The organism is Candidatus Pantoea edessiphila (genome assembly GCF_002933335.1).
Lineage (GTDB): Bacteria > Pseudomonadota > Gammaproteobacteria > Enterobacterales > Enterobacteriaceae > Pantoea_C.
On sequence record NZ_PDKS01000003.1, the window covers coordinates 24,243 to 38,898 of the forward strand.

The 14,656-nt window shown below is 27.2% G+C and carries 14 protein-coding genes, 1 tRNA gene, 1 other RNA gene and 1 pseudogene; 8 read left to right on the plus strand and 9 right to left on the minus strand.

The features are described 5' to 3' along the window. Positions 1-28 precede the first annotated feature (28 nt). The 5 genes and pseudogenes from rlmB to cysQ all read left to right on the plus strand — a co-directional run bounded on the left by rlmB (position 29) and on the right by cysQ (position 3,148). A pseudogene (rlmB, locus tag CRV11_RS02400) lies at positions 29-777 on the plus strand (23S rRNA (guanosine(2251)-2'-O)-methyltransferase RlmB). Between the two features lie 260 nt (positions 778-1,037). After that, a complete protein-coding gene (gene rpsF / locus CRV11_RS02405; protein WP_136131747.1) occupies positions 1,038-1,433 on the plus strand; it encodes a 30S ribosomal protein S6 in 396 nt (131 codons plus the stop codon). A gap of 125 nt (positions 1,434-1,558) precedes the next feature. Further along, on the plus strand, positions 1,559-1,786 hold the full coding sequence (gene rpsR / locus CRV11_RS02410) for a 30S ribosomal protein S18 (protein ID WP_136131748.1): 228 nt from the start codon (positions 1,559-1,561) through the stop codon (positions 1,784-1,786). A gap of 48 nt (positions 1,787-1,834) precedes the next feature. After that, on the plus strand, positions 1,835-2,284 hold the full coding sequence (rplI, locus tag CRV11_RS02415) for a 50S ribosomal protein L9 (RefSeq protein WP_136131749.1): 450 nt from the start codon (positions 1,835-1,837) through the stop codon (positions 2,282-2,284). Positions 2,285-2,389: 105 nt separating this feature from the next. Further along, positions 2,390-3,148 carry a 3'(2'),5'-bisphosphate nucleotidase CysQ gene (gene cysQ / locus CRV11_RS02420; RefSeq protein ID WP_136131821.1) on the plus strand — a complete coding sequence of 253 codons (759 nt, stop codon included), beginning with the start codon at positions 2,390-2,392 and terminating at the stop codon, positions 3,146-3,148. A 2-nt stretch (positions 3,149-3,150) separates the two neighbouring features. On the opposite strand, the gene ppa is transcribed toward cysQ, so the two are convergent. Continuing rightward, complete coding sequence (gene ppa / locus CRV11_RS02425; protein ID WP_136131750.1) at positions 3,151-3,678, minus strand: inorganic diphosphatase; 528 nt, start codon at positions 3,676-3,678, stop codon at positions 3,151-3,153. Positions 3,679-3,815: 137 nt separating this feature from the next. Between ppa and rnpB the strand changes: the two genes are divergently transcribed. After that, positions 3,816-4,194, plus strand: an RNA gene (gene rnpB / locus CRV11_RS02430) — RNase P RNA component class A. A gap of 8 nt (positions 4,195-4,202) precedes the next feature. On the opposite strand, the gene CRV11_RS03795 is transcribed toward rnpB, so the two are convergent. From CRV11_RS03795 to rpsU, 7 genes are all read right to left on the minus strand, one after another. Further along, entirely contained in the window at positions 4,203-4,505 is a 303-nt protein-coding gene (locus CRV11_RS03795; protein ID WP_136131751.1) for a YqjK family protein, read from the minus strand. Continuing rightward, on the minus strand, positions 4,505-4,900 hold the full coding sequence (locus CRV11_RS02440) for a phage holin family protein (RefSeq protein WP_136131752.1): 396 nt from the start codon (positions 4,898-4,900) through the stop codon (positions 4,505-4,507). The genes CRV11_RS03795 and CRV11_RS02440 overlap by 1 nt, the downstream gene beginning before the upstream one ends. Before the next feature lie 293 nt (positions 4,901-5,193). Beyond that, the gene (locus CRV11_RS02445) at positions 5,194-5,874 is read right to left on the minus strand and encodes a DedA family protein (protein WP_136131753.1); all 681 of its coding nucleotides are present in this window, start codon (positions 5,872-5,874) and stop codon (positions 5,194-5,196) included. A 366-nt stretch (positions 5,875-6,240) separates the two neighbouring features. Further along, positions 6,241-6,313: transfer RNA gene (locus CRV11_RS02450), tRNA-Ile, on the minus strand. Positions 6,314-6,471: 158 nt separating this feature from the next. Then, on the minus strand, positions 6,472-8,298 hold the full coding sequence (rpoD, locus tag CRV11_RS02455; protein WP_136131754.1) for an RNA polymerase sigma factor RpoD: 1,827 nt from the start codon (positions 8,296-8,298) through the stop codon (positions 6,472-6,474). Between the two features lie 196 nt (positions 8,299-8,494). Next, on the minus strand, positions 8,495-10,240 hold the full coding sequence (gene dnaG / locus CRV11_RS02460; protein ID WP_136131755.1) for a DNA primase: 1,746 nt from the start codon (positions 10,238-10,240) through the stop codon (positions 8,495-8,497). Between the two features lie 122 nt (positions 10,241-10,362). Beyond that, positions 10,363-10,578, minus strand: a complete 216-nt coding sequence (rpsU, locus tag CRV11_RS02465; RefSeq protein WP_136131756.1) for a 30S ribosomal protein S21 — start codon at positions 10,576-10,578, stop codon at positions 10,363-10,365. 248 nt (positions 10,579-10,826) lie between these two features. Here rpsU and tsaD point away from each other — a divergent pair, with 248 nt between their 5' ends. Together tsaD and folB are read left to right on the plus strand one after the other, a co-directional pair. Next, a complete protein-coding gene (gene tsaD / locus CRV11_RS02470; RefSeq protein ID WP_136131757.1) occupies positions 10,827-11,840 on the plus strand; it encodes a tRNA (adenosine(37)-N6)-threonylcarbamoyltransferase complex transferase subunit TsaD in 1,014 nt (337 codons plus the stop codon). A 204-nt stretch (positions 11,841-12,044) separates the two neighbouring features. Continuing rightward, complete coding sequence (folB, locus tag CRV11_RS02475) at positions 12,045-12,407, plus strand: dihydroneopterin aldolase (RefSeq protein WP_136131758.1); 363 nt, start codon at positions 12,045-12,047, stop codon at positions 12,405-12,407. Between the two features lie 79 nt (positions 12,408-12,486). Here folB and CRV11_RS02480 read toward each other — a convergent pair whose 3' ends face one another. Beyond that, positions 12,487-13,731, minus strand: a complete 1,245-nt coding sequence (locus tag CRV11_RS02480; protein ID WP_136131759.1) for a multifunctional CCA addition/repair protein — start codon at positions 13,729-13,731, stop codon at positions 12,487-12,489. Positions 13,732-14,656 lie beyond the last annotated feature (925 nt).

The window sequence follows — 14,656 nt, forward strand, 5'->3', positions numbered from 1 at the left end:
TCAAACATCAATAAAAATATAATATATTATGACAAATATTGTTTTTGGAATTAACGCTATACAAATTATACAAAATATAAATATTAAAAATTTAAAAGAAGTTTTTATTGTCAAAAATACAAATAACTATCGTTTGCATTTATTACATTCATTACTAAAAAAAAAGGTGTTAAAATTAATTTAGTAGACCGCAAATATATTGACAGTAAATTAAAAAAAGGTGATAACCATCAAGGTATATTAGCAACAATTAAATATATAAATCAATATTCTGAAAACTTTCTTAAAAATATTATTGATGATGTAAAAAAACCATTATTATTAGTTCTAGACTGTATTACTGATCCTCATAATCTTGGTGCTTGTATACGTACTGCTGATGCAGCTGGAGTAAACGCGGTAATAGTACCAAAAAATCGCTCAGCTTCACTTAATGAAACAGTACAAAAAGTATCTAGTGGTGCTGCAGCACATGTACCATTAATAAGAGTTACAAATATATCTAGAACTTTATGCTTATTGCAAAAACACAATATTTTAGTTGTAGGTACTACAAATACATCAGAGTCTAATTTATATCAAAAGAAATTAAATCTTCCTTTAGCATTAGTAATGGGTTCAGAAAGTACTGGTATACGTTATTTAACTCGAAAGTATTGTGATGAATTAGTAAGTATTCCAATGTATGGTTGTATATCATCATTGAATGTATCAGTTGCAACTGGTATATGTTTGTTTGAAATAATGAGACAAGAAAAATTTTACAATATCATTTAGATAATTAAAATCAGCAAAAATTTTATATCATGATATTATATAATTATATATAATTTTACTATTTAAAATATTATTGATATAATTAATTTTTATGTTTAAATTATAATTGTTTAATAAATAATTAAACTATAATTTATTAGTCATTGATTTATTTGTTTAATACTAATATCTTATTTATATTTTAAAATCGTTCCTTGCTTCTAACAGTACTTTAAAGTTAATCTAATATAAGAAGCTATAAACCTTAAGGAGCAACTACAATGCGTCATTATGAAGTTGTGTTGATGGTACATCCTGATCAAAGTGAACAGGTTTCAACCATGATAGAGCAATATACCAAGTACATAAATAAAGCTAAAGGGATAATACATCGTCTTGAAGATTGGCGTCGTCGTCAATTAGCTTATCCAATTCATAATATTAATAAAGCTCATTATGTTTTGCTTAATATTGAAATACCTCAGGAATCAATAAAAGAACTAGAAAATAGCCTGAGATTAAATGATGCCATACTACGTAGTATGGTTATACGGGTAAAAAATGCAATAACTGAGCCGTCTTGTATAATTAAAATAAAAGATGAACGTCGAAATAAACGCGAAGACTTGACTAATGAAACTAATATTTCATCTGAAATTCAAGATTCTGAAGAGTAATTTCCTCATTATTTAATATTTCATTAATAGTTCTATATTGGCATAATCATAAAAAAATTAGATATCTATATGTTAAATAATAAAATTATAATAACATAAATTAATATATTCAAAGGATAAATTATATGACACGTTATTTTCGCCGCCGTAAATTCTGCCGTTTCACTGTAGAAGGTATTAATGAAATAGATTATAAAGATATTATTATGCTTAAAAATTATATTACTGAAAACGGTAAGATAGTGCCAAGCCGTATTACTGGTACATGCGCAAAATATCAACGTCAATTATCTAGAGCAATTAAACGCGCGCGTTATTTATCTTTAATACCCTATACTGACCGTCACAAGTAATAGTTTCTATTTTTACAAAAATATTTATACGATTTGGTGGATTATATAGTGAAAATTATCGTTATTGATAAAATAAATAAACTAGGTAACATTGGTGATATAGTTAATGTTAAATCTGGATATGCTCGAAATTTTTTAGTACCAAAAGGAAAAGCTCTGATTGCTACTAAAAAAAACATTGATTTATTTGAGATAAATCAAAAAAACATGCAAGCTAAATTAGCTGAAAATATAATTTTTGCACAAGATAGAGCAGAAAAAATCAGACAATTAGGCATAGTTACAATTAAGGCCAAAGCAGGAGAGAAAGGTAAACTTTTTGGCTCTATTGGTATACGTAATATTGCCGATGCTATTACTTCTTTAGGAGTTAATATTACCAAAAGTGAAATAAGATTACCAAATGGCACGTTACGTACAATAGGGAAACATGAAATTTATCTTCATTTACATAATGATATATCAGAAAAATTAATTGTAAATATTATAACCTGCTAATTTAAGTGGTTCATATTAGGATGTTATTAATAAATTATATTGGTTAATAATTTATCCTTCTATAATACTATTATAAAACAGTATATGAATGAAAATGAAAAAAATATAATAAAAAATATTTGTGTTTTAGCTCGATTAGCTGGTGATGCTATTATGAGTATATATAACAACAATATTAATTGTAAAATTAATAAAAAAAATGATAAATCACCAGTGACAAATGCTGATATTAAATCAAACGATATAATAATTAGAGGGTTAAGTAGTTTAACACCCTCAATTCCTATATTATCAGAAGAAAATTTGATTCCGTGGGAAGTCCGCAAAAATTGGCAAGTGTATTGGTTAATAGATCCTTTAGATGGAACAAAAGAATTTATTAAGCATAATGGTGAATTTACTATTAATATTGCTTTGATTGAACAAGGAATACCTAAATTAGGAGTTGTTTACGCGCCAGCACTAAATGCTATGTATTATGCTATACAAGGAAAAGCATGGAAAATGTTAGATGGCAAGCCTATAAAACAAATTCATTCCTGTTATATATATCCTCCTTCAGTAGCAGTAAGTCGTTCACATAACTGTATGAATGAAATGAATGAATTTTTACTTGGTTTAAATAATTATAATATTATTAAAATCGGATCATCTCTTAAATTTTGCTTAATAGCTGAAGGAAAAATACAATTTTATCCAAGATTTAGTTTTACCAATATTTGGGATACGGGAGCAGGACATGCAATAGCCTTAGCTGCTGGAGCACATATTCATGATTGGAATGGAAAAACATTAAATTATATACCACGTCAATCATTATTAAATCCAAAATTTTTAGTATCTGTTAATTCATGTTATTTATGATTTTATTTTTTAAATCGCTGAATAGAAGAAACAATTTCATTTTTAGCTGTTTCAGCATCATCCCAACCAATTATTTTTGTCCATTTTCCTGTTTCTAGATCTTTATAATGTGTAAAAAAATGTACTATTTGAGCACATAACAGATCAGGAAGATCTTTCACATTATAAATGTGATCGTATTCTTTAGATATCGTAGTATGTGGAACAGCAATTAATTTAAAATCTTCACCGGAATCATCTATCATTTTTAGCATCCCTACAGGACGAGATCTGATCACAGATTTTGATTTTAATGGATAAGGGGTAGGTACTAATACATCAATAGGATCTCCATCAAGAGATAGAGTTTTATTGATATATCCATAATTGCAAGGATAAAACATACTAGTTAACATAAAACGATCTACAAATAAAACACTTGATTTTTTATCTATTTCATATTTAATTGGATTATCATTTGCAGGTATTTCAATAATAACATAAATATCATCAGGTATGTGTAAACCAGCTGAAACATTGTGTATGCTCATTCTATATATACCTCTACCTCTAAATATAAACTCAACACATCATTATAACATATTTATAAAAATAATTAATAAATATTTTTATAAAAATTTATTAATTATTATGACATAAAAAATAAAATATGATATTATATTATCATAAAGTCAACTAGGCAATCGCCGCTTTTTATGTCCATTTAAAAAGGATAATAAAAAGAGGAGGAAAGTCCGGGCTCCTAGGGTAGGGTGCCAGGTAACACCTGGGAAGTGAAAGCTTACGAATAGTGCAACAGAAAAAAAACCGCTTATTGTTCATTTATGAATAAGCAAGTAAGGGTGAAAAGGTGTGGTAAGAGCGCACCGCTCGACTGGTAACAGTCCGTGGCAATGTAAACTCCACCTGGAGCAAGGCCAAATAGAGGTTTTTTATAAGGTATGACCCGTACTAAACCTGGGTAGGCTGCTTGAATCAATAAGCGATTATTGATCTAGATGAATGATTGCCCTCGACAGAACCCGGCTTACCGGTTGGCTTTTAATTACTAATATTAAACAAACTTAATAATGAATCTAATGAAATACCTTACAATTTTATAAATAATATAGATTCCTAAATATCCGAATTTAATAGATCTTATTATTAAATTAAATGTGTGAAATCTAGTACAAAATATTAACAATATACTACTACCAATAAGTAAATATTTTTTTATACTCATTAGACTGTTCCAATAATTATCATATTTTGACATTACTGTAATCCATTTTCTTTTTAATTCTAATAAATTCATGCGTTGCTTATTTATTTCATTACATATCGAATTTATCGATTTAAACTTTTGATATTGCATTAATTTTTATCCTTAAGTATGCTCTGATCAGTTTTTAGTTCTTTACAAGAATATTTTAAGACAGTAGATTCTCTGAATTTTCTAAAAGTTCTTAATCCAAAAAAGAATGAAAATAAAAATAAAACAACACTCATTGTAGTCATAGTCATAATTCGGTATTGTGGTTTCACAGACCAAACTACTACCATTAACAGACAACAACCTCCAAAAAAAATAAACATAAACATTATTAAAATCATTAGTAAAATTTGTAAAATTTTAGATTTTTCCTCTTCTATTTCTGCACTTGCTAAATGCAACCTTGTCTCAATCATTTCTATAATTTTAGTAATAATATCTTGAGTTATTTCTATAATACTGCTACTAGGGATTTGTTTGTTTTTTGAAGTATCCATAATAATGTCTTAATATAATATCAAATAATAAAAACTTGTTTCCGCTTAATATTAATTTTTTAATAAGGCGATACAATATTTATTAATATGTATCATTACAACATTTATATCCGATATCAAAACATAAGAGTAGCCTCTACTATTACAGTTTTTAATGCTCTTTATTATTGTTTAAATATAAAAAATTAAATAATAATAAATTATATACATTGGTAGCAAAAAATTCAAAGCAAATTGATGTTTATTATTAAATAATAAATGTTCATTACTTATGTAATAATATAAAATATATTTTATAGCTTATTTTTTATTTTGTTTTTATTGAATTTATGTTTGCGATATAACACTACTAGTAAACTTATTATACCAAAAAATAGTAATATTAATGGTAATAATATTAATACAAACATTAGTTTATCTTCATAATGAATAAAAATCTTTGTTTGACTCAATACGAATCCTATAGTAACAAGTATTGAAACCCATAATAATCCACTAATCCAATTAAAAAACTGAAAACGGATGTTATTTAATCCAGACATTCCTGCAATAGTCGGTAATAAAGTACGCACAAAAGCTATGAACCTTCCGATTAGTAACGCAGCTAGTCCATGACGATAAAAAAGGCTATATGCACGTTGGTGATATGTATTAGGCAGTTGTGAAAGCCATTTTTGTACTATTACGGTATTACCTAACCATTTACCTTGCATATAACTGATCCAATAACCTAAACCAGCACTAGTACTAAGAATAATAATTATAAGTGTAAAATTAACTATTCCCTTACCAACAAGAACACCAACTAAAATTAATAGACTATCTCCTGGTAAAAAAGCTGCTGGTAGTAAGCCATTTTCCAAAAATATAATTACAAATAAAACTCCGTAAAGAAACCACATTATAGATGGATCTGATAAAGTATTATAATCTTTCTGCCATAAAGCATGTAATAAAGTTTGTAAAATATTCATTTATACTTCCTAAATTATTCATCAAATAATTTTTCATATAAAATGACGTTTTATATCCATAGGATTATTTTGTACTATAGTACATTTTGCCGAAATAGCAGAAAGTTATATAAAAAACTAAAGTTTATAAAATTAATTTTTAGTTAATTTGTTTATTTTCATAAAAAATATATAACATATAATATAAATTATTTAAATAACTGATTGATAATAAATTATTTTTATGTTTTATTTAAAATAATATTAATTGTATATTAAAAATTATAAAAATAATTTTTAATATTTATTAATTTAATAATTATGAAAGATAAATTTAACAATTAATGAAAGGATTGTATGTTTAAAAGTTATTATCATTAATAATAATGGCCCCTGCTGGATTTGAACCAGCGACCAAGCGATTATGAGTCGCCTGCTCTAACCACTGAGCTAAGGGGCCCAAGGCTAAATAATGATTTTATTTTTCAGTAAAATAAAATTTTATCTGCAGATGTAACAAATTTATTTACAAATATACTTAAAAATAATCAATATTATTTATTAAATAACTAATCATAACATAAAAAAAAAAATATTACAGCTAGTTAGAGGAAAATTTTAATCATCTAAAAAACTTCGCAAAATATCACAACGACTAGGATGACGTAATTTACGTAATGCTTTTGCTTCTATTTGTCTAATACGCTCTCTAGTAACATCAAATTGTTTACCTACTTCTTCTAAAGTATGATCAGTATTCATATCTATACCAAAGCGCATTCTCAATACTTTGGCTTCGCGAGTAGTAAGACCAGCAAGTATATCATGCGTTGCTAAGCGTAAACTTGCAGCAGTTGCCGAATCTAAAGGTAATTCTAAAGTAGTATCCTCAATAAAATCACCTAAATGTGAATCTTCATCATCACCAATTGGAGTTTCCATAGATATTGGTTCTTTTGCTATTTTTAACACTTTTCGAATTTTATCTTCAGAAATCAACATACGTTCAGATAATTCTTCCGGTGTCGGCTCTCGGCCTATTTCTTGTAACATTTTGCGAGAAATACGATTTAACTTATTAATGGTTTCAATCATATGTACAGGAATTCTAATTGTTCGTGCCTGATCAGCAATAGAACGAGTAATTGCTTGTCTAATCCACCATGTCGCATAAGTAGAAAACTTATAACCTCTTCTATATTCGAATTTATCTACTGCTTTCATTAAACCTATATTGCCTTCTTGAATTAAATCTAAAAATTGCAAACCACGATTAGTATATTTTTTTGCAATTGAAATAACTAAACGAAGATTAGCTTCTATCATTTCTTTTTTAGCTCTTCTAGCTTTAGCTTCTCCTATAGACATACGTTTATTAATATCTTTTATTTGATATACACTTAATCCTGTTTCTTGTTCTATTTCAAGTAATTTTTGTATAGAATTTAAAATATCATTTTTATATTCCAAAATTTTTTCAGACCAAGGTTTGTTTATTATTATGGCATTTTTAAGCCAATTTTGATTTGTTTCGTTTCCAGAAAATAATTTAATAAAGCTTTTCTTAGGCATTTTACAGAGAGTTACGCAAAACTTCATAATTATACGTTCTTGAAGACGAATACGTTCAATCATATTACGCATATTATTTACTAAATAATCAAATTGTTTTGGTACTAGACGAAATTCTTTAAATATATCTGAAAGTTTTCTAATTTTAGAAACAACATCTACATGATTACGGTTGTTAATTTTAATTGCAGTTCTAGTAATTTCGTATTGAGTTCTTAGAGCTAAAAATTTTTCTCGAGCTAATTCTGGATCTATATTTTCATTATGTTCATCATTTTCATCACAATCTTCTTTGCAATCTTTATCACATAACTCTGATTCTATATATGCAGATATGGGTGTTAAATCTGCTGTTACATTAGGGTCAACAAAATTTATTATTAAATCAGATAATTTATATTCTCCTAACTCAACTTTATCATATTGATCTAGGAGGTAAGTAATTGCTTCGGGATATTCAGCTACCGAACATTGAACTTGATTAATTCCTTCTTCTATTCTTTTAGCAATATCAATTTCTCCTTCACGAGTAAGTAATCCAACTGTACCCATTTCACGCATATACATACGAACTGGATCAGTAGTGCGACCAATTTCAGATTCAACGGTTGATAATACTTGAGCAGCAGCTTCCTCTAACGCATCATCATAAGTACTAGAATTGCTTTCATTCAATATTAAATCGTCAGCATCAGGAGCTTTTTCAACTACCTGAATTCCCATATCATTAATTGTTTGAATTATATCTGCAATTTGATCGGAATCATTAATATCTTCTGGCAGATGATCATTAACTTCAGCATAAGTTAAATATCCTTGCTCCTTGCCTCTGGTAATAAGAATTTTAAGCTGAGACTGTGAATTTTGTTCCATAAGACGGTATCTAAACTCCTGTTAATTAAATTGATATCTATTGGTTACGAGCTAACTTGTGGCTCATAAATGAAGCAAGAGTACTACCTCTAGCAGAACAATATTTAAATGAAACAAGGCTTAAACGGTGATTAATCGTTTAGCATGTTAGTAAATTTATTAAAATGAATTATAATTTCAAAAACTACAAAATAAGCTATTTTTTTGCAAATGTCTTGCTTAAGATCCAAAATTGGTTACGTTCTTCACTATTCAATTTTTTTATGCGATCTCTTGTAATTAATGACTCAAGTTGTTGTTCGCGTAAGTTATCGCGAATTTTACTTAATGAATCTTGAAATACTACCTTGATTTGTTCATCTACTATCATGTGGTTCCATAATGCTAATGTTTCAAGCTTATTAATAAAATTTGTTCCTCGATATAATTCTAATAATTGTGCTGTATTTGATATGTAATTTTTATTACATTGATTTACTAACTCTATAAATATAGACAAACCAACTATTTTATGGTCTGAAAAATCACTAAAAGATGGAACCAAAATTGCTAGTTTTGGGTTCTGTATTAGTAATGCTAGCAAAATTCTCATGGTAGTAAATTTAAAAGATGGTATGACAGGAGTTGTTTGTTTGTTTTTTATTTTAGGTATCAACTGCTCAATACAATAATCATCAAGAATACCCAATTTTATTCCTAGCAGTTGGCGCATGTAAATCCGCAACGTTTTACCTGGGACTTGAGAAATCAATGGTAATGCTAATGCGCTTAATTTAGTTCTACTATCATAAGAATTAAGATCTACTTGTGTTAATAATGTATCAAATAGAAAAGAAGAAAGTGGTATGTTTTTTTTGATTCTTTTTTCAAACGCCTCTCTACCTTCCTTGCGAATTAATGCATCTGGATCTTCGTTATCAGGTAGAAAAACAAAACCAAGTTGATAACCATCATTCATATAAGGTAATGCTGTTTTTAATGTTTTCCAAGCAGCTTTACGTCCAGTGAAGTCACCATCAAAACAACAAATTATATTTGTTGTTACATAAAATAATTGTTTAATATGCTCAGATGTTATTGCTGTACCAAGTAAACCAACAACATAGTTTATGTTATATTGTGATAACGTAATTACATCTATATATCCCTCAACTATTATTAAAAAATTCGGTTTTGGATTATAATTGAGTGTTTCATATAAACCATATAGTTGATTTCTTTTATGAAACAAATCTGTTTCCGGAGAATTAAGATATTTAGGAAACTGTTCTGTAAGAGCACGACCACCAAAACCTACTGTTTGACCTGTTTTATTGCGAATTGGAAATATAATTCTTTCTCGAAACCTATCATATAAAACACCATTTTCGTTACTAGTTAACATACCAGCTTTAATCAATAATTCACGGTCTTCATGTGTTTTTCCAAATTGATTGAGAATATTTTTCCATCCTACAGGGGCAAAGCCAATTCCAAAACGTTCTATAGTTTTTGAATTTAAACCGCGATTATTAAGATAATTCAAAGCATATTTTGAACTAACTTTATTTAGCTCAAATTTATAAAATTTATATATGTTATCAATTAAAACATATAATTTTTTACGAAAAAATATATTTTTTTTATGTGCAAATTGACTATTCTCAAATATTATTTCAACATTGTTTATATTAGCCAGTTCTTCTATGGCTGTAATAAAGTTGAGATTTTCGTATTTCATTAAAAAGTCTATAGCATTACCATGGATACCACAGCCAAAGCAATAATAAAATTGTTTCTCACTATTAACTGTGAAAGAAGGATTTGTTTCCTTATGGAAAGGACAGTGTGCGTAGAAATTATTTCCCTGCTTTTTTAAGCTAATACGAGTACTAATTAAATTAATAATATCGGTATTGTCAAGCAGATTAATAATAAATTTACGTGAGATTCTTTCAGTCATAAGCCCTATTAATATTATTGTAAAACAAAAACGGGCTCAAAAAAGCTATTAGTTTCTTTTTAATATTTTTATATTTAAAAATTTTTAAAATAAAATCTAGATAATTTTGTGTAGAGTTTTGTTTAATATAAACGAACATGACGTGCATTTTCACGGGCTATTTTTTTTGAATGACGTTTAATTGCAGAAGCTCTGGCACGCTTGCGTTCTACTGTAGGTTTCTCGTAAAATTCACGACGACGCACTTCAGTTAATATTCCTGCTTTTTCACAAGATCGCTTAAAACGGCGCAAAGCTACATCAAATGGTTCATTATCACGAACGTTGATTATTGGCACAATATTTACTCCTTTTGATATTTTATGAAACTATTAACATTAATAAATTCTAATTTTTTCTAGAAGTTCAAGTTATTTTAGTATATTATAGGTCTATTTGCAAAATATTAATATTTTTAAATGAATTGGTAAACATTTAGTTCATAACTATTTAAATAATATATATAGTGCTGTAAGTATTGCATAGCGTTGTAAGTATTGCAGATATAATAAACATAAAATTTTTATAAAAAATTATGGAATCAAAGATGCGTGTTTTAGGTATTGAAACTTCTTGCGATGAAACTGGAGTTGCAATTTATGATAAAAAATATGGACTATTAAGTAATAAAACATATAGTCAGGCAAAAATTCATGCTTATTACGGAGGGGTAGTTCCAGAATTAGCCTCTCGAGATCATGTACGTAAAACATTACCATTGATTTTATCATCTTTAAAACATGCTGACTTAAAACCAAACCAAATTAACGCTGTAGCATATACTGCAGGACCTGGCTTAGTTGGTTCATTGTTAGTTGGAATATCAATTGGTCGTGCTTTAGCATATTCTTGGGATATACCTTCAGTGCCTGTAAATCATATGGAAGGTCATATTATGGCTCCTATGTTAGAAAATAATCCTCCAAAATTTCCTTTTTTAGCATTATTAGTTTCTGGTGGTCATACACAGTTAGTTAGCGCAACAGGCATTGGGTTATATAAAATATTAGGTGAATCGATTGATGATGCTGCAGGTGAAGCTTTTGATAAAACAGCTAGATTATTAGGTATTAGTTATCCAGGAGGAGCTATATTATCAAAAATTGCTAGAAATGGTCAACGCAAAAGATTCATTTTTCCAAGACCTATGGCCTGTAGTAATAATTTAAATTTTAGTTTTTCTGGATTAAAAACTTTCGCTGCAAATACTATTAACAAAAATAATCTAGACGATCAAACACGTTCTGATATTGCTCTAGCTTTTGAAGATGCAATTATAGATACTTTATTAATTAAATGTAAACAAGCGTTAGATAAAACTGGATTCAATAGATTAGTATTATCAGGTGGTGTAAGTGCTAACTATATTTTACGTAAAAGAATGACTGAGATGGTTAAAACACGTAAAGGAGAAATATTTTTTTCTCGCCCAGAATTTTGTACTGACAATGGCGCTATGATTGCGTATGTTGGTATGTTGCGCATTAATAGTAATATGTCTAAAGATTTATCTATCAAGGTATATCCTCGTTGGTCATTAGCAGAACTATCAAATCCTTAAATATAATAACTAGTATGTGATATTGTATTTGTGTTATTTCATAATAATGAAAATGTTAATTTAATTAACATATATTAATATGTTTACTTTACTTTTAATCAAAAAAATTAATAATAATAATTATGGGAGCTATAACTTAGGACTATAACTTATATGAAAAAATGTTATTACTATCACAGTTAATAAATTATATTAATTAAGATAATGGATATTATATTTATAGAAGAATTAGTCATATATACTACTATAGGTATTTATGACTGGGAAAAAAAAACAAAACAAAAATTAATTATAGACATTGAAATGATGTGGGACAGTTGGTCTTTGAGTAAACAGGAAGATCTTAATATTTGTTTAAATTATTCTGATGTATCTGAAGCAATTGTAACTTTTTTAGCAAATAATCATTTTTTACTTGTTGAAAGAGTAGCCGAAGAAATAGCAAATTTGTTAATGAAACGCTTTCGTTCTCCGGGAGTATATGTCAAAGTTGGTAAACCCAGTGCTATAGCTCAGGCAAAACAAGTTGGCGTTAAAATTAAGAGAGGAATTATTTCTTCTTGTTGATGCAGCGTTTAGTATTTGTTGCTGTATTTAGATTGTACAATAATTTTTAACAATTTAAAATTGGAGCTGTCTAAAACATTTAAGAGAGTAGATGTTTTTTCTCATTTATAATGAGACCACTTTTGATAGCTTCAATTCTTCTTTTGGTTAATTCTTCAAAAATTTTTATTCCCTTCAATCCTTGCTGAATTATATTTTTTGTGGAAACTTTTTTAGCTAATTGAAAAGTAAATCGCAAATAATCACCTTGCGTATATAAAGAATTTTCTAATCCTATGCGTCCTCTTGAATTTGCTTCGATTATAATAGCTATTTGTTCAACTCGGTGTGGTTTTCTCCATGCATCTATACGATTAAAAAATTCTACTAAATATTCTATTGGCTGCTTTTCAATAATATGTATCTGATCATGTAATTCAGTTACTATAATAGCTAATTTACGAGTTGAATTTGGTACAGACCATTTATCACATAGAGATTTAACTAATGATACTCCCAGTAAACTATGACTTTGATGTTTAGGCCATTGATTAATTGGTGTTAGTGTTTTAACTACGTCATGGCAAAATGTTGCAAATCTCACATCTATAGAATCAGAGAGAACAACAGACATTGTTAAAGACATTAATGTATGTTGTCCAGTATCAATTTCAGGATGCCATTGCATAGGAGATGGTATCCCGAATAATCTACTGATTTCTGGTACTAATATTTTCAATGCTCCACATTCTCTTAATACATAAAAATATATTTGAGGATTTATTGATAGCAGAGCTTTGCTAGTTTCACGCCAAACTCTTTCTGTTGTTAAATTAGATAATTCTCCTTCTCTAACCATATGACACATTAGTTTTTTGGTTTCTTTAGCTATCCGGAAGTTCAAATGTGCAAAAGTTGCTGCAAATCTTGCTACGCGCAAAACACGCAATGGATCTTCATTAAAGGCAGGAGATACATGACGCAGCTTACGATTAAAAATATCTTTTTGACCATTATATGGATCAAATAATCTGCCATTATCATCACAAGCCATAGCGTTTATAGTAAGATCTCTTCTTTTTAGATCCTCTTTTAAAGTAATATCTGGGGCAAACCATGTAGTAAATCCATTATAACCTTTTCCTGTCTTATATTCTGTTCTAGCAAGTGCATATTCTTCTCCATTTGTTGGATGAATAAAAACAGGAAAGTTATTTCCTACCTGGTTATAACCTTTTTTGATCATCATATCCGGAGTAGCACCAACTACAACCCAATCTCTATCTTTAATAGGTATATTAAGTAATCTATCACGTACTGCACCACCAACGAGAAATATCTTCATTGATAAACTTCTCTCATAAAATTAAAAAACAACCATATTGATTTTTTAATTTTCTTAAATATGTAAAGTTAATGTTTTACTATTAATATACTATAAATTGACCTTAAATATTACTTTTTGGCATTTGGAATATCAAATGTTTTATATCTAATTAATATTTTATCAAAATTAATTATTTTTAATAAAATTTAAAATAATCTATTTATAACATATAATATAACTTTATATATGCAAATATAGTGTATGGATAAAGGCAAATGTGAATTTTCAATATTTATATATTAAAATAAAAATTAATTTATTATTTTACTTCCTATTAAGTTTCATGTATAAAAATATTTAAAATATAACAATTTTTCTACAAGACCATTGCTCATTATTATATCTTTCATTAATTATTTCAATATGTATAAATTATTATTTATAATTAGATTTAGTGATTATTTTAAAGATGATATATATTTCTAATTTAAGATTATTATATTTTAAATAAATAAAATTTAAACGATAATTTTAAATTATTTCAAGTATTTTACATAATTATACATTTGTGATTTTATATAAAAAACAATTACAGAAAAATAAAAATATTATTTTAATAAATTCATAATTATCATTAATTTATTATTAATAAATAAAATTATATGTTTGATTTTCAAAAAATATTTAAATTGAACTATTCAGTTTATGTTAATAATATCTTATAAAAGTTAAAGGTTGTTTATTGTTTTAATAACTATATCTATATGATATAATTTTTTTTTGTAATCATACTATTCATATATAAAATATTAATTTTGCAATTAATTATTTATATTAATAATAATTTAATTACTGGACAGTCAATAATGATATTAAAACAATTACAAATTATTTTTTAATTAAACAATTTAAGATAAGATCAAAAATAAAAATATGTACTTTT

Bases quoted from the DNA above. Each gene is read 5' to 3' on its own strand.
- rpsF (WP_136131747.1), top strand. From the start codon at position 1,038: ATGCGTCATTATGAAGTTGTGTTGATGGTACATCCTGATCAAAGTGAA.
- rpsR (WP_136131748.1), top strand. From the start codon at position 1,559: ATGACACGTTATTTTCGCCGCCGTAAATTCTGCCGTTTCACTGTAGAA.
- ppa (WP_136131750.1), bottom strand. From the start codon at position 3,678: ATGAGCATACACAATGTTTCAGCTGGTTTACACATACCTGATGATATT.
- CRV11_RS03795 (WP_136131751.1), bottom strand. From the start codon at position 4,505: ATGCAATATCAAAAGTTTAAATCGATAAATTCGATATGTAATGAAATA.
- CRV11_RS02440 (WP_136131752.1), bottom strand. From the start codon at position 4,900: ATGGATACTTCAAAAAACAAACAAATCCCTAGTAGCAGTATTATAGAA.
- CRV11_RS02445 (WP_136131753.1), bottom strand. From the start codon at position 5,874: ATGAATATTTTACAAACTTTATTACATGCTTTATGGCAGAAAGATTAT.
- rpoD (WP_136131754.1), bottom strand. From the start codon at position 8,298: ATGGAACAAAATTCACAGTCTCAGCTTAAAATTCTTATTACCAGAGGC.
- dnaG (WP_136131755.1), bottom strand. From the start codon at position 10,240: ATGACTGAAAGAATCTCACGTAAATTTATTATTAATCTGCTTGACAAT.
- tsaD (WP_136131757.1), top strand. From the start codon at position 10,827: ATGCGTGTTTTAGGTATTGAAACTTCTTGCGATGAAACTGGAGTTGCA.
- folB (WP_136131758.1), top strand. From the start codon at position 12,045: ATGGATATTATATTTATAGAAGAATTAGTCATATATACTACTATAGGT.
- CRV11_RS02480 (WP_136131759.1), bottom strand. From the start codon at position 13,731: ATGAAGATATTTCTCGTTGGTGGTGCAGTACGTGATAGATTACTTAAT.